Below are 13,469 nucleotides of genomic sequence, written 5' to 3'. Positions count from 1 at the left end.
GGTGCTGTCGCTCATGGCGCGAGCGGTACGACCACCGGTGCCTGCTGCGTCGCGGGCTGGCTGGTCTGCACGGGTTCGGCCAGCAGCCGGTTCATCAGCCCGCCGCCCAGCCACATGCCGGCCAGCGCGAGCCAGGCGGTGAGGGCGAAGATGGCGCCACCCGTCATGCCGGCACCCACGGCGCAGCCGCCGGCCAGCATGCTGCCGAAACCCATGCCCATGGCGCCGACGATGTAACGCGCCATGCTGGTGCCGTCCTTGAAGCCCTCGACCTTGAATTCGCGCCCGATCCAGGCGCCCAGCGCCGAGCCGATGAAGACGCCGGGCAGCATGCCGGCGTCGAAGCCGAACGGACGCGACGGCGTCGCCAGCACGCGCATCAACCATTCCGCCGAGGGGCCGCTGAAGGTCAGGCCCTGGATCGCCACCGGGTCGAAGCTGGCGCGCGCGATCGCGTGGCTGAAGCCCCAGGCTGCTGCCACCGCCAGGCCGGTGCCGATGCCGCCGATCCACATCCAGGGTCGGTTGCCGCTGCGCAGCGAGAAGATCACCGCCACCGCGAGCCACACCAGTCCCAGCACCAGGCCATCCAGCGGACCCGCGCCCAGGCGTTCCAGCAGGTGGCGGGCAGCGCCGCCGTCCACGGTCCACCAGCCTGCGATCTGTTCGCGCAGCGGCGCCAGGCTGCCGCCCAGCGCGGCCTGCGCGGTGACGGCAAACACCAGGCCCGAGAGCAGGGCGCGCAGATTGCCGCCCGCCGACAGGACCAGCAGCCGGCTGGCGCAACCGCGCGTCATGATCATGCCGGCACCGAACACGAGGCCCCCCACCAGCGCGCCCGACAGGCTGCCGCGCGTGGCCAGCTGGCGCGCTTCGCTGACGTCGAGCCAGCCCGCCAGGATCAGCGCCTGCACGCCGATCACGGCGCTGGCAAACGCCAGCAGCCACACCGACAGCTTCTCGGCGAACTGGCCACGCCAGAACTCGATCACCGCTGCCCGCAGGCAGAAGCGCGAGCGCTGCGCGAAGAAGCCGAACAGCGCCCCGATCAGCGCGCCACCCAGGGCCAGCACCGTGCCCGTGCCATGCTGGTCCAGCAGGCTTGTCAAGTCGGGGTGCATTCCAGATAATTACTTTAGTCGTGACTTATAAATATAGGATGGGACATGGCGGTGCAATTTGATCGACGTCAACTATTGCGTGGCTGCGCGGGCCTGCTGGCCTGCGCCGGCGGCGCCGGACGCTGGGCGGCCTATGCCGAGGCGGCCGAGCCCGCGGCGCTCCCCCCCATGCAGGCGCGCGAAGCCGCGCCCGGCTGCTGGTACGTCGAGGGCCTGTCGGCGCTGGGCTCGCCCGCCAACCAGAACTTCATCTCCAACGCCGGCTTCGTCGTCACCTCGGCCGGCGTGGTGGTGATCGACACCCTCGGTTCGCCGGCCCTGGCCGAACGCCTGCTCGGCGAGATCCGCAAGGTGACCGAGCAGAAGGTCACGCATGTCATCCTGACCCACTACCACGCCGACCACATCTACGGCCTGCAGGTGTTCGCCGACCTGGGCGCGCACATCATCGCGCACCAGGCCGGGCGCGAATACCTCAACTCCGACACCGCGCGCCTGCGCCTGCAGGCCTCGCGCCAGGAGCTGGCGCCCTGGATCGACGCGCGCACGCGCCTGGTGCCCGCCACCGAATGGATCGACGGCCGGCGCGAGCTCAGGGTGGGCGACACGCAACTGGTGATCCAGCCGGTGGGCCCCGCGCACACGCCGGACGACCTGGTGATCTACCTGCCGCAGCGCAAGCTCCTGTACGCCGGCGACCTGGTGTTTCGCAGCCGCATCCCCTTCGTTGGCGAGGCCGACAGCCGCAACTGGATCCAGTCGCTGGAGAAGCTGCTGACCTTCGACGCCCAGGTCGTCGTGCCCGGCCACGGCCCGGTCTCGACCGAGGCGCGCAAGGACATGCAGCTCACGCGCGACTACCTGGTCTACCTGCGCAAGACGATGGGCGAGGCGGCGCGCGACATGACGCCGTTCGACGAGGCGTACGCAGCCACCGACTGGAGCCAGTTCGAGCACCTCCCGCTGTTTGGCGCGGCCAACCGCATGAACGCCTACAACACCTACCTGCTGATGGAGCACGAGCAGTGAGGGACCGTGCCATCGGCCGCCGACAACTGCTCGCCGTGCTGGGCGCGCTGGGCGCGCTCGGCCGGAGCGCGCCGGCTGCGGCGGCGGCCAGGGAACTGCCGCTGTCGCGCTCGCTGCGCGCCGAGCTGGCGCCCGCGCTGGCGGCGCGCCAGCCGCTGGTGGTGATGGTCAGCCTGCACGGCTGCCCCTGGTGCAAGCTGGTGCGCGAGCACTACCTCGCGCCCATGCACGCGCAGGAGGGCCTGCCCGTGGTGCAGATCGACATGGGCAGCCGCCAGGCCACCGAAACCGCGGGCGGCGCACCCACCACGCACGAGGCCCTGATCAAGGCCTGGGGCGTGACCATGGCGCCGACCCTGCTGTTCCTCGGGCGCGGCGGGCAGGAGGTCGCCGAGCGCCTGGAGGGCGGCTCGCCCGATTTCTATTCCGCCTATCTGGACGACCGACTGGAGCGCGCGCGCCGCGCGCTGGCTGGCTGAACCTCCGACGCGCGGCCTGTGCCGGCAACCGGCTTCAGTCCTGTTGCGGCGGCAGGTCCTGGTGCGTGGTGATGGCCAGTCGGTTCCAGCTGTTGATGGCGCAGATGGCCATCAGCAGCTCGACGGTCTCCTGCGGGCTGAACTCGGCCGCGACCCGGGCCCACACGGCGTCCGACACGCCGCCCTGGCTGATCAGCGTGACCTGCTCGGTCAGGGCGATGGCGGCCCGTTCGCGCGCCGAGTACAGGCCGGGCGCTTCCTGCCAGCCGGCCAGCACGTCGAGCTGGCGCTGCGGCACGCCCGCGGCACGCGCCTCGCGACCGTGCATGTCGAGGCAGAAGGCGCAGCCGTTGATCTGTGACGCGCGCAGCTTGACCAGTGCCAGCAGGGCCTCGCCGAGGCTGCCCGCATGGATGTATTTTTCCAGCGCCAGCATCGGCGCGTAGGCCTTGGGGTCGGTCGCATGCACGTTCATGCGCTGGGTGAAGGGAATGTCCGTCACGGTGTGGTCCTTTCTCTGCGCCTCGATTGTCACGCCGGCCGAACCCGGCGTCAGCTTGCGCGCGGGAGTCCATGACGGCCGTGGAAGCATGGCGGCGCACGCCGGCACGCCGGCACGCCGGGCCGTCCTGGCCCATGCCCCGGACTTCCGGTGACGCCGACCAGGTCCCACGGCATGATGCGCGCCCTGCAGGGGCAAGGCGCGGCAATGGCTGGGGGTCATGGGCCTTGGCAGCGAAGCAGGCCGCCCCAGGCTGGGATGCGCGGCGCGCGAGGGACGGGTCCAGCGTTGTCCTGGGTTCAACCGCGTCCATGTGCCGGACAGGCGCATCCAGCGGCCGGATTCAGGCCGATCCGATATCATGGGCAAGCTGTCGCCGCATGCGCGGCCCGGCACCGACGATGGAGGACTCCTGCATGAAGCGCGCCATCACCGCACTGGCACTGGCACTGGTGACCGCGGCGGCCTGGGCCGATGGTCCCGCCGCGTTCCGGGACGCGGACCTGGCGCTCGGCGAGCGCCTGATCGCGGAACACCGGTGCAACCAGTGCCATGCCCTCAAGTGGGCCGACGACGGCAAGGCGATCTACCGCCCGCAAGGCCGCATCAACACGCCGGCGGCGCTGCTCGCCATGGTCGAACGCTGCAGCAGCGAGCTGAGCCTGACGCTGTTTCCCGAGGAAATCGAGGCCGTCGCCGCGGTGCTCAACCGCGACCACTACCACTTCGCGCGTTAGGGAGCCTGTGCATGACCTCCCGCGCCGCGGGCATCCGCAGTCTCGGGCGGTCTGCCGCGTTGCGAATCCTCGCCATGGCTGCGGCTATCGCTGCGGTTCGCGCCTTGCATCCGATCTCGATCCGCGGCGCCTGCCTGCCGCGAGAAGTCATGCAGAGGTTCCCTGGCGCCTGAGCCGGACACTCGGGTAAAACCCCATGTGCGGCGCTGTCTTGCGCCTATAACATTAGTTCTTGCGCATATATTGATTTCACGCCATGGATCCTGAAACCATTTCGCTGCCTGCGGGCCTGACGGCCCGTGGCCGCCTGCGCAAGGCGCCCGAGCACTTCGTCGATCCGGTCGGCGTGCAGGCCGTGTTCGCCGAGGGCCAGCGCGGTCGGCGCGACTTCATCCGCAGCGCCTTCGCGGCGGCCCTGGCCGGCACCGCGGCCACGCAGGCGGGTGCGCAGGCCAACCCGGTGCCGGCGGACGGCGGCGACCCCAACATCCTGAATCTGCCGACGCACTCCACCAGCCTCGGCCAGGCGGTGGTCACGGACGGCTACGGCCGTCCTTCGCGCTGGGAGGCCAATGTGCAGCGGCGCCAGAGCCCGGGCCTGACGCAGACCACCCAGGCTTCGGTGTCGTTCGCGCCGCTGCAGTCGCTGTTCGGCATCGTCACGCCGAGCGGCCTGCACTTCGAGCGCCATCACCAGGGCTGGTGGGACATCGATCCGTCCAAGCATCGTTTCATGATCAACGGCCTGGTGAAGACGCCGATGGTCTTCACCATGGACGAGCTGATGCGCCTGCCCAGCGTGTCCCGCTTTTACTTCATCGAGTGCGGCGCCAACACCGGCATGGAATGGGGCAACGTCGCCGTGCCGACGGTGCAGTACACGCATGGCATGCTGTCCTGCAGCGAGTTCACGGGCGTGCCGCTGATCACCCTGCTGGAGCTGGCCGGCGCCGACCTGAAAAAGGGCAAATTCGTGCTGGCCGAGGGCGCCGACGGTTCGTCGATGACGCGCACCATCCCGATCGAACTCGTCACCAGCGGCCAGGTGCTGGTGGCCTACGGCCAGAACGGCGAGATGCTGCGGCCCGAGAACGGCTACCCGCTGCGCCTGGTGGTGCCGGGCGTGCAGGGCGTGAGCTGGGTGAAATACCTGCGCCGCGTCGAAGTGGGCGACCAGCCCTGGGCGACGAAGGACGAGGCCATCCACTACGTCGACCTGATGCCCGACGGCACGCACCGCCAGTACACCAGCATCCAGGAGTGCAAGAGCGTCATCACCACGCCCTCGGGCGGCCAGGTGCTGCTGGACCAGGGCTTCTACAACCTGAGCGGCATCGCCTGGTCCGGGCGCGGCAAGATCAAGCGCGTCGACGTCTCGGTCGACGGCGGGCGCAACTGGCGCACGGCGCGGCTCGAGACGCCGGTGCTCGACCGCTGCCTCACGCGTTTCAACCTCGACTGGACCTGGGACGGCAAGCCCGCCATCGTGCAGAGCCGCGCCATGGACGAGACCGGCTACGTGCAGCCCAACTACCGGCAGTTGCGCGAGGTGCGCGGGTCGCGCTCGATCTACCACAACAACGCGATCCAGTCCTGGCTGGTGCAGGAAAACGGCGAGGTGAAGAATGTCCAGCTCTCGTAAGTGGCTGGCCATGCTGCTGGCGGCGGCCATCACGCTGCCGGCACTGGCCCAGCAGCGCTTTGCGGGCGTCGGCCGCGCCGCCACCCCGGCCGAGGTCAAGGCCTGGGACATCGACGTGCGCCCCGACTTCCAGGGCCTGCCGGCCGGCTCGGGCAGCGTCGACCAGGGCCAGGACGTGTGGGAGTCGCGCTGCGCGAGCTGCCACGGCTTCTTCGGCGAATCCAACTCGGTGTTCTTTCCGCTCATCGGCGGCACCGGCAAGGACGACGTCAAGAGCGGGCGCGTCGCCAACCTGAGCCGGCTGGACTATCCGCAGCGCACCACGCTGATGAAGGTGCCCACGGTCTCGACGCTGTGGGACTACATCAACCGCGCCATGCCCTGGGACAAGCCGAAGTCGCTCCAGCCCGACGAGGTCTATGCCGTCACGGCCTTCCTGCTGCATCTGGCCGACGTGCTGCCGGCCGACTTCACGCTGAGCAACCGGAACATCGCCGAGGTGCAGCAACGGATGCCCAACCGCAACGGCATGACGACGAAGCACGCCATGTGGCCCGGCCCCGAACTGGGCGGGACCCCGGGCAAGCCGGACGTGCAGGCCACGGCCTGCATGAAGGACTGCACGCCCGAGCTGAAGGTCTCCTCCGTGCTGCCGGCGCATGCCCGCGACGCGCACGGCAACCTGCGCGAGCAGAACCGCACCGTCGGGCCGCAGCGCGGCTCCGATACCACGCGCGAGGAAGGCCTGCTGGGCGATGCCGCCGGCCCGGTCGCCGTGCCCGACGCCGACAAGGTCGCGGGCGCCGTGCCACCTGCCGTGGCGCTGACGCAGCAGCACGGGTGCACGGCCTGCCACGCGCAGGCCAGCAAGCTGGTCGGACCGAGCTTCGTCGACATCGGCAAGAAGCACGGCGGCAAGGCCGATTACATTGCCGGCAAGATCAAGGCCGGTGGTTCCGGCGTCTGGGGCGAAACCCCGATGCCGCCGCAGGACCTGCCGGCCGCCGACGTGCAGGTCATGGCCGAGTGGCTGGCGGCTGGCGCCGCCGCCAAATGAGCTCATTTCAAAACAATCTGACGCGCATCAAGAAACCTGCCATCCATCGATTAACATGAAACCAGTTCCGATCCATCCCGAAGGAGAAACGCCCATGCAGACACGCAGGCAAACCCTCAAGCAAAGCGCCGTCGTGGCGGGCCTGCTGGCCGGCAGCGGCCTGTTCCCGCAGTTCGCCCTCGCCTTCAACAAGGAGGCCTTCAATGCCAAGAGCCTGGACGGCGCGCTCAAGGCCCTGGGTGCCGGCGGTGCTCCGACCGAGAGCGGGGACGTCACGCTGACGGCGCCCGACATCGCCGAGAACGGCGCCGTGGTGCCGCTGGCGCTGAGCACGACGCTGCCGAACGTCAAGCAGATGGTGCTGCTGGTCGAGAAGAACCCGAACGCGCTGGTGGCGGTGTTCAACGTGAGCGACGCGGTCGAGCCGAGCTTTGCCACGCGCAGCAAGATGGGCCAGTCGTCGGACGTCTATGCCGTGGCCATCACGGCCGATGGCAAGGCGCATTACGCCAAGAAGGAAGTGAAGGTCACCCTGGGTGGCTGTGGTGGCTAGAAAGACACTCCCCCTGTGTCGCTGCGCTCCTTCCCCCTGAGGGGGACAACGCCGATGCCCGGTACAAGCCCGGGCATGGCGTTCGCTGGCATGGCCTGCTCCGCGGCCACTGGGCCCGGTGCGGATGGGGGTGTGGTGAGGTTCGTTGAATTGATTTGAACTGAATTCAGGAGAAAAGACATGGGTGATCCAATGCGTATCCGCGCGCAGGCCAAGGACGACAAGGCCACGGTGCGCGTGCTGATGAGTCACGAGATGGAGTCCGGCCAGCGCAAGGACGCGTCCGGGCAGATCGTGCCGGCCTGGCACATCCAGGACGTGAAGGCCTCGCTCAACGGCAAGGAGGTGTTCAGCTGCGAATGGGGGCCGGCGGTGTCCAAGAACCCGTTCCTGCAGTTCGTCGTCAAGGGCGCCAAGGCTGGCGACAAGATTTCCATCACCTGGACCGACAACAAGGGCGACACGCGCACCGACGAGGCGACGGTGTCCTGACGCCCGACCCGCATTCGGGCAGGCCCGGCGCGTTCCGGGCCTGCCCTGCCGCTTTCATGACGAGGAGACAAGCACGATGAAGATCAAGCACGGCGCGACCGCGCTGGCTGCCCTGGGACTGCTGGCCCTGGCCGGCGGCGCCCTGGCGCAGAAGACCAGCACCGAGGCGATCGACGAATACCGCGAGATGCTGCAGGACGGCAACCCGGCCGACCTGTTCTCGATGAAGGGCGAGGAGCTCTGGACGAAGAAGCGCGGCCCGAAGAACGCCTCGCTCGAGCAGTGCGACCTCGGCAAGGGCCCGGGCGTCGTCAAGGGCGCCTTCGTCGAGCTGCCGCGCTACTTTGCCGACACCGGCAAGGTGCAGGACCTGGAGTCACGGCTGGTCACCTGCATGAGCACGCTGCAGGGCATCGACCCGAAGGAGGTCATCGACGCCAGCTGGGGCAAGGGCGAGCGCGCCAACACCTCTGCGCTGGCAACCTGGATCGCCGAGGAATCCAAGGGCATGACCTTCAACCTGCCGCAGTCGCATGCCGAGGAACGCATGATGTACGAGGTTGGCAAGCGCCTGTTCTTCCAGCGCGGCGGCTCGCATGACTTCGCCTGCGCCTCCTGCCACGGCGAGGACGGCAAGCGCATTCGCCTGCAGGACCTGCCGCGCCTGACCGGCAACCCGGGCGACGGCGTCGGCTTTGCCGCCTGGCCCGCGTATCGCGTCTCCAACGGCCAGATGTGGTCCATGCAGCACCGCCTGAACGACTGCTATCGCCAGCAGCGCTTCCCCGAGCCCGACTTCATCAGCGACGCCACGGTGGCGCTGGGGGTCTACATGGGCGTGAACGCCAAGGGAGCCCGTTCCGTGGCACCCGCCATCAAGCGCTGAGAAGGAGGCACAAGCATGAAACATCTCAAGCTCACGACCGTGTCGGCGCTGCTGCTGGGCGCCGGTGCCCTGGTGGTTGGCTGCGCCGTCGTTGCCCCCGGGCCGACGTCGGCCGAGGCCGATGCGCGCGCCGCCGAAGTGGTCAAGACCGGCTTTCATGACAAGGGCATCGTCAAGGTCGACGAAGCCCTGGCCCACGACGACACCCTGGCCGCCTGCGACGCTGCCGACGTGGCCGGCCAGCCGCTCGACCCCGAGCTGGCTAAGCGCCTGGAAGCGGCCAACATGAAGACCATCCAGTGGCCCAGCGACGGCAAGTTCATCGGCAACTGGAAGGAGGGCGAGAAGATCGCCCAGAGCGGCCGCGGCATGACCTGGACCGACAAGGCTGGCGCCGCCAACGGCGGCAACTGCTACAACTGCCACCAGATCAGCAAGGAGGAGATCTCCTTCGGCACCATCGGTCCGAGCCTCTACCAGTACGGCAAGCTGCGCGGCGTGACGGACCCGAACAGCCCGCAGGCGCAGGAGGTCGTCAAGTACACCTGGGGCAAGATCTGGAACAGCAAGGCCTACAACGCCTGCTCCAACATGCCGCGCGCCGGTGCCAAGGGCATCCTGACGCAGGACCAGATCCGCCACATCGTGGCGCTGCTGCTGGACCCGCGGTCGCCGGTCAATCGCTGAGCTGCCGCACACCAGAGACACGGCCCGGTTCTGCCGGGCCTTTTTTTCAAGTCATATATGAGCGGAGACTGATCCATGAACCTGAGCAAGCGCGAGTTCCTCCAGGTGCTGGGCGCCGCCAGCGCCGCCGGCATGGGCCTGGGGCGTTTTGCCAACGCCAGTGCCCAGACCGCGGCCGAGGGCCTGTACGAGATCCCGAAGTTCGGCAACGTCTCGTTCCTGCACTTCACCGACTGCCATGCGCAGCTCAGGCCGATCCACTTCCGCGAGCCCAGCGTCAACCTGGGCTACGGCGACATGAAGGGGCGCCTGCCGCACCTGGTGGGCGAGCAGCTGCTGAAGGCCGTCGGCGTGACGGCCGGCACGCCGGGCGCGCACGCGCTGACCTACCTCGACTTCGCCCAGGCCGCCGAGCGCTACGGCAAGGTGGGCGGCTTTGCGCATCTGGCGACCCTGGTCAAGCGCCTGCGCGCGAGTCGCCCCGGCGCGCTGCTGGTCGACGGCGGCGACACCTGGCAGGGCAGCGGCACCGCGCTGTGGACCAAGGGCCAGGACATGGTCGATGCCTGCAAGCTGCTGGGCGTTCAAGTGATGACCGGGCACTTCGAGTTCACGCTCGGCATGGACCGCGTGCAGGAGATCGTCAAGAAGGACTTCGCCGGCCACGTCGACTTCGTGGCGCAGAACATCAAGACCACCGACTTCGGCGATCCGGTTTTCGAGCACTACACGATGAAGACCATCAACGGCGTGCCCTGCGCCATCATCGGCCAGGCCTTCCCCTACACGCCCATCGCCAACCCGCGCTACATGGTCGAGGAGTGGGAGTTCGGCATCCAGGACGAGCACATGCAGGAGGTGGTCGACGCGGCGCGCGGCAAGGGCGCCCAGGTCGTCATCGTGCTCAGCCACAACGGCATGGACGTGGACCTGAAGATGGCCAGCCGCGTGCGCGGCATCGACGCCATCCTGGGCGGCCACACCCATGACGGCATGCCCGTGCCCAGCATCGTCAGGAACGGTGGCGGCCAGACTCTCGTCACCAATGCCGGCAGCAACGGCAAGTTCCTGGCCGTGCTCGACCTCGACGTCAAGGACGGCAAGGTGCGCGACTTCCGCTACAAGCTGCTGCCCGTGTTCGCCAACATGCTGCCGGCCGACCCCGACATGGACGCGCTCATCACGAAGGTCCGCGCGCCCTACGAGGCCAGGCTGGCCGAGCAGCTCGCCATCACCGAGGGCCTGCTGTACCGGCGCGGCAACTTCAACGGCACCGGCGACCAGCTCATCGTCGACGCGCTGATGGAAGTGCAGGGCGCCGACCTGGCCTTCTCGCCCGGCTTCCGCTGGGGCACCACGCTGCTGCCCGGCCAGCCCATCACGCGCGAGTGGGTCATGGACATGACCGCCACCACCTACAGCTACGCCACGCTCACCGAGATGAAGGGCGAGATGATCAAGACCGTGATGGAGGACGTGGCCGACAACCTGTTCAACCCCGACCCCTACTACCAGCAGGGCGGCGACATGGTGCGCGTCGGCGGCCTGAGCTACGCCTTCAACCCGCAGGAAAGCATCGGCAAGCGCGTCACCGACATGCGCCTCAAGGGCGAGCTCATCGACCCCGACAAGACCTACAAGGTGGCCGGCTGGGCGCCCGTCGGCCAGGAGGCCGCCCAGGCCGGCAACCCGATGGTGTGGGACCTGGTGGAGAAGTGGCTCAAGGCCACGGGCGGCAAGGTCGCGCCGCGCAAGGCCAACATGCCCAAGCTGGTGGGCGGGGCGTTGCCGAATCCGGGCTACGCGGATTGACGCCAGCGATCCGCCACGGCCGGGTAGCGGGAGGTCGATCGCGGCGCCTGCGTTGCGATTGACCGGGTGCGCCTGGCCGACCCTGGAGAGTGCCCGGGCCGGAAGCCTCCTCTGCAGTGTGTCAGGCAAGCCAACACGGAGGAGATCGGCATGAAACGCAGGACATTGCTGGCGGCACTGGGTGGACTGGCGGCCGCGGGCTGCGCCACGACGGACAGCCTGCAGCCGGGCACGGGTGGGTCGACCTTCGAGGTGCGTGGTCGCAGCTATGACGCCATCTGGCGCGCGGTGGTGCTGACGGCCAGCCGCAACCTGACGATCGTCGAGAACAGTCCGGAACAGGGCGTGCTGCGGGCCGAGAAGGGCGCGGGCCTGGCGACCTTGGGCGAGGTGGTGGGGGTGTTCGTGCGGCCGGCACAAAAGGGGGCGCGCGTGTATACGGTCGAGGTGCAGAGCCTGAAGCGCTCCCGGATCCAGCTCACGGGCCAGGACTGGACGACCACGATGATTTCTGGCATCAAGGCCGAGTTGGGCCTTTGAACCAGCCACAGACATCCCATGGTGGGCGATGCATTCGATCTGGAGCGTTTCGTCCAGGCGCAGGCCAGCACCTACGCACGCGCGCTGGCCGAGCTGCAGGAAGGGAGCAAGCGCTCGCACTGGATGTGGTTCATCTTCCCGCAGCTGCGCGGCCTGGGCTCGAGCGCCATGGCGCAGGCCTATGGCATTGCCGGCCTGGCCGAGGCGCGGGCCTACGTGGCGCACCCCGTGCTGGGCCCGCGGCTGCTGGAGTGCGTGCGGGCCTTGCTCGGCCATGCCGGGCGGTCGGCCGAATCCATCCTGGGTGGCATCGATGCGCTCAAGCTGTGTTCGTGCCTGACGCTGTTCGCCCGCGCGGCGCCCGAGGTGCCGGAGTTCGTGCGGGCGCTCGAGGCCTTTTGTGGCGGCGTGCCGGATCCGCTCACGCTGCGGATGCTGGGGGGCGACGGCGCGGCTTGACAGCGCGTTGCGGCAAGCGGATGCCGAGCGCTCCATGGGAGGTCCGTGGCTTGCCGCGAACCGCCGGGCAGGGCGTCCGACGGGGGGGCCTGCTGGCAGACAGCCCGGATCGCGTGCTCGGGGCGCTCGAGCGTTCCGCAGTGCTGGTGTCGCCGTGCAAGATCAGGGCAACGCTGAACCCGCTCCTCGCGCGCTGCGCATCGCTGCCTGGGTGCAAGTGTTCGCGAGTCCCGGGCATTGTTGCGCGTTGCCCCAGAGCCCACGAAGCCACGGACGCGCTGCACCTGACGCCGCTGCTGCCGGTAGACTGGCTGCCGGAGCGCGTCCCGCGCTGCAGCGACTGTCCGATGACATCCATGAAGCACCCTTTTGCCGACCTGATCAAGCTGGAAACGGGCGAGCAGCGCGCGGGCTACAGCACGATGAGCCTGGAGCTGGCGCCCGAGCACATGAACCCGCACGGCGTGGTGCATGGCGCGGTGGTGTTCGCGCTGGCCGATACCGGCATGGGCCTGGCCCTGTATCCGACGCTGGAGACGGGGCAGACCTGCGCCACCATCGACATCTCGATCAGCTACTTCCGGCCCGTGCAGGGCGGACGCCTGGTGTGCACCACCGAGCTGGTGAACCGCGGCCGCACGGTGGCGCACCTGAGCTCGCGCGTGCGGGCGGGCGAACAGCTGGTGGCGCTGGCGACAGGCAATTACGCGATTCTCGCGGCACCGCCCCGTGCCGGCTGAAGCAGGGCCCTGAGCCGGCATGGACGCCGCCGCCTACGACGCCTGGTACGACACCCCGCGCGGGCGCTGGATCGGCACGCGCGAGACGGCACTGATCCTGCGCCACCTGCAACCCAGGCCGGGCGAATCGCTGCTGGACGTGGGCTGCGGGACCGGCTATTTCACGCGTGCGGTGTCCGCCGCGGTGTCGGGCGAAATCGTCGGCGCCGACATCAGTGCCGCGTGGCTCGCGCATGCCCGAGCGCGTGGCGGCGCGCGCATCCGCTATGACGAGGCCGACGCGCGCGCCCTGCCGTATGCCGACGCGCGTTTTGATCTGACGATGTCGATCACGGCCCTGTGCTTCGTCGATGACGAGCGCCTGGCGGTGCGCGAACTGCTGCGCGTGACGCGGCGGCGCTTCGTGCTGGGTTTGCTCAACCGCCACAGCCTGCTGTGGCACCAGAAGGGCCGTGACGGCGGCGTGGGGGCCTACCAGGGCGCGCGCTGGCACACGGTGGCCGAGGCGCGCCGCCTGTTCGATGGCCTGCCGGTGGCGAACCTGCGCGTGCGCAGCGCCATCCAGTTGCCGGACGGTGGATGGCTGCCGCGCTGCGTCGAGCGCCTCGTGCCCACGCGGTGCACCACCGGTGCCTTCCTCCTGGTGGCGGGGGACGTGGTGCGACCCGCCGCCGGGCGCGGCATCGGCGCAGCCTGAAGTGCCGCGGCACGCCGCGTCGGCGCGCGTGGCGCG

Annotated in this window: 16 protein-coding genes; 14 read left to right on the top strand and 2 right to left on the bottom strand. The window is 69.1% G+C overall.

Translation table 11 applies throughout. The annotated features are described in order from the left end of the window. Nucleotides 1-11 precede the first annotated feature (11 nt). Nucleotides 12-1,109: a YeeE/YedE family protein gene (locus PKA16_RS00180; RefSeq protein WP_324399182.1), complete on the bottom strand. Its 1,098-nt coding sequence runs from the start codon at nucleotides 1,107-1,109 to the stop codon at nucleotides 12-14. A gap of 57 nt (nucleotides 1,110-1,166) precedes the next feature. On the opposite strand from PKA16_RS00180, the gene PKA16_RS00175 reads away from it, so the two are divergent. Together PKA16_RS00175 and PKA16_RS00170 are read left to right on the top strand one after the other, a co-directional pair. Beyond that, nucleotides 1,167-2,150, top strand: coding sequence for an MBL fold metallo-hydrolase (locus tag PKA16_RS00175; protein WP_324399180.1), 984 nt, complete (start codon nucleotides 1,167-1,169; stop codon nucleotides 2,148-2,150). Beyond that, nucleotides 2,147-2,629 carry a hypothetical protein gene (locus PKA16_RS00170; RefSeq protein WP_324399178.1) on the top strand — a complete coding sequence of 161 codons (483 nt, stop codon included), beginning with the start codon at nucleotides 2,147-2,149 and terminating at the stop codon, nucleotides 2,627-2,629. Before PKA16_RS00175 ends, PKA16_RS00170 begins: the two co-directional genes overlap by 4 nt. A gap of 34 nt (nucleotides 2,630-2,663) precedes the next feature. Here PKA16_RS00170 and PKA16_RS00165 read toward each other — a convergent pair whose 3' ends face one another. Beyond that, nucleotides 2,664-3,131: a carboxymuconolactone decarboxylase family protein gene (locus PKA16_RS00165; RefSeq protein WP_324399177.1), complete on the bottom strand. Its 468-nt coding sequence runs from the start codon at nucleotides 3,129-3,131 to the stop codon at nucleotides 2,664-2,666. 416 nt (nucleotides 3,132-3,547) lie between these two features. On the opposite strand from PKA16_RS00165, the gene PKA16_RS00160 reads away from it, so the two are divergent. From PKA16_RS00160 to PKA16_RS00105, 12 genes are all read left to right on the top strand, one after another. After that, complete coding sequence (locus tag PKA16_RS00160) at nucleotides 3,548-3,868, top strand: hypothetical protein (protein ID WP_324399175.1); 321 nt, start codon at nucleotides 3,548-3,550, stop codon at nucleotides 3,866-3,868. Nucleotides 3,869-4,124: 256 nt separating this feature from the next. Next, nucleotides 4,125-5,510, top strand: coding sequence for a sulfite dehydrogenase (gene soxC, locus PKA16_RS00155; protein WP_324399173.1), 1,386 nt, complete (start codon nucleotides 4,125-4,127; stop codon nucleotides 5,508-5,510). Further along, on the top strand, nucleotides 5,494-6,567 hold the full coding sequence (locus PKA16_RS00150) for a c-type cytochrome (RefSeq protein WP_324399171.1): 1,074 nt from the start codon (nucleotides 5,494-5,496) through the stop codon (nucleotides 6,565-6,567). The genes soxC and PKA16_RS00150 overlap by 17 nt, the downstream gene beginning before the upstream one ends. Before the next feature lie 94 nt (nucleotides 6,568-6,661). Next, nucleotides 6,662-7,120, top strand: coding sequence for a thiosulfate oxidation carrier protein SoxY (gene soxY / locus PKA16_RS00145; RefSeq protein WP_324399169.1), 459 nt, complete (start codon nucleotides 6,662-6,664; stop codon nucleotides 7,118-7,120). Between the two features lie 180 nt (nucleotides 7,121-7,300). Further along, nucleotides 7,301-7,612 (top strand): thiosulfate oxidation carrier complex protein SoxZ, encoded by a 312-nt coding sequence (soxZ, locus tag PKA16_RS00140; protein ID WP_324399167.1) that lies wholly within the window; start codon nucleotides 7,301-7,303, stop codon nucleotides 7,610-7,612. 82 nt (nucleotides 7,613-7,694) lie between these two features. Further along, nucleotides 7,695-8,498: a sulfur oxidation c-type cytochrome SoxA gene (soxA, locus tag PKA16_RS00135; protein ID WP_324399440.1), complete on the top strand. Its 804-nt coding sequence runs from the start codon at nucleotides 7,695-7,697 to the stop codon at nucleotides 8,496-8,498. A gap of 15 nt (nucleotides 8,499-8,513) precedes the next feature. Beyond that, nucleotides 8,514-9,185 (top strand): sulfur oxidation c-type cytochrome SoxX, encoded by a 672-nt coding sequence (gene soxX / locus PKA16_RS00130; RefSeq protein WP_324399165.1) that lies wholly within the window; start codon nucleotides 8,514-8,516, stop codon nucleotides 9,183-9,185. Between the two features lie 75 nt (nucleotides 9,186-9,260). Next, the gene (soxB, locus tag PKA16_RS00125) at nucleotides 9,261-10,997 is read left to right on the top strand and encodes a thiosulfohydrolase SoxB (RefSeq protein WP_324399163.1); all 1,737 of its coding nucleotides are present in this window, start codon (nucleotides 9,261-9,263) and stop codon (nucleotides 10,995-10,997) included. A 150-nt stretch (nucleotides 10,998-11,147) separates the two neighbouring features. Beyond that, entirely contained in the window at nucleotides 11,148-11,537 is a 390-nt protein-coding gene (locus tag PKA16_RS00120) for a hypothetical protein (protein WP_324399161.1), read from the top strand. 18 nt (nucleotides 11,538-11,555) lie between these two features. Then, on the top strand, nucleotides 11,556-11,996 hold the full coding sequence (locus PKA16_RS00115) for a DUF1810 domain-containing protein (protein ID WP_324399159.1): 441 nt from the start codon (nucleotides 11,556-11,558) through the stop codon (nucleotides 11,994-11,996). A 356-nt stretch (nucleotides 11,997-12,352) separates the two neighbouring features. Further along, on the top strand, nucleotides 12,353-12,736 hold the full coding sequence (locus tag PKA16_RS00110; RefSeq protein ID WP_324399157.1) for a PaaI family thioesterase: 384 nt from the start codon (nucleotides 12,353-12,355) through the stop codon (nucleotides 12,734-12,736). A 19-nt stretch (nucleotides 12,737-12,755) separates the two neighbouring features. Then, nucleotides 12,756-13,433, top strand: coding sequence for a class I SAM-dependent methyltransferase (locus PKA16_RS00105; RefSeq protein WP_324399155.1), 678 nt, complete (start codon nucleotides 12,756-12,758; stop codon nucleotides 13,431-13,433). Nucleotides 13,434-13,469 lie beyond the last annotated feature (36 nt).

The organism is Ottowia sp. (assembly GCF_035325765.1).
In the GTDB taxonomy this organism is placed as follows: Bacteria; Pseudomonadota; Gammaproteobacteria; order Burkholderiales; family Burkholderiaceae_C; genus Ottowia.
This window is presented reverse-complemented; position numbering and strand designations above follow the sequence as displayed.

What these genes read in the sequence shown, in the direction of transcription:
- PKA16_RS00175 (WP_324399180.1), top strand. Translation starts at nt 1,167, where the DNA reads ATGGCGGTGCAATTTGATCGACGTCAACTATTGCGTGGCTGCGCGGGC.
- PKA16_RS00160 (WP_324399175.1), top strand. Translation starts at nt 3,548, where the DNA reads ATGAAGCGCGCCATCACCGCACTGGCACTGGCACTGGTGACCGCGGCG.
- soxC (WP_324399173.1), top strand. Translation starts at nt 4,125, where the DNA reads ATGGATCCTGAAACCATTTCGCTGCCTGCGGGCCTGACGGCCCGTGGC.
- PKA16_RS00150 (WP_324399171.1), top strand. Translation starts at nt 5,494, where the DNA reads ATGTCCAGCTCTCGTAAGTGGCTGGCCATGCTGCTGGCGGCGGCCATC.
- soxY (WP_324399169.1), top strand. Translation starts at nt 6,662, where the DNA reads ATGCAGACACGCAGGCAAACCCTCAAGCAAAGCGCCGTCGTGGCGGGC.
- soxZ (WP_324399167.1), top strand. Translation starts at nt 7,301, where the DNA reads ATGGGTGATCCAATGCGTATCCGCGCGCAGGCCAAGGACGACAAGGCC.
- soxX (WP_324399165.1), top strand. Translation starts at nt 8,514, where the DNA reads ATGAAACATCTCAAGCTCACGACCGTGTCGGCGCTGCTGCTGGGCGCC.
- soxB (WP_324399163.1), top strand. Translation starts at nt 9,261, where the DNA reads ATGAACCTGAGCAAGCGCGAGTTCCTCCAGGTGCTGGGCGCCGCCAGC.
- PKA16_RS00120 (WP_324399161.1), top strand. Translation starts at nt 11,148, where the DNA reads ATGAAACGCAGGACATTGCTGGCGGCACTGGGTGGACTGGCGGCCGCG.
- PKA16_RS00115 (WP_324399159.1), top strand. Translation starts at nt 11,556, where the DNA reads ATGGTGGGCGATGCATTCGATCTGGAGCGTTTCGTCCAGGCGCAGGCC.
- PKA16_RS00110 (WP_324399157.1), top strand. Translation starts at nt 12,353, where the DNA reads ATGAAGCACCCTTTTGCCGACCTGATCAAGCTGGAAACGGGCGAGCAG.
- PKA16_RS00105 (WP_324399155.1), top strand. Translation starts at nt 12,756, where the DNA reads ATGGACGCCGCCGCCTACGACGCCTGGTACGACACCCCGCGCGGGCGC.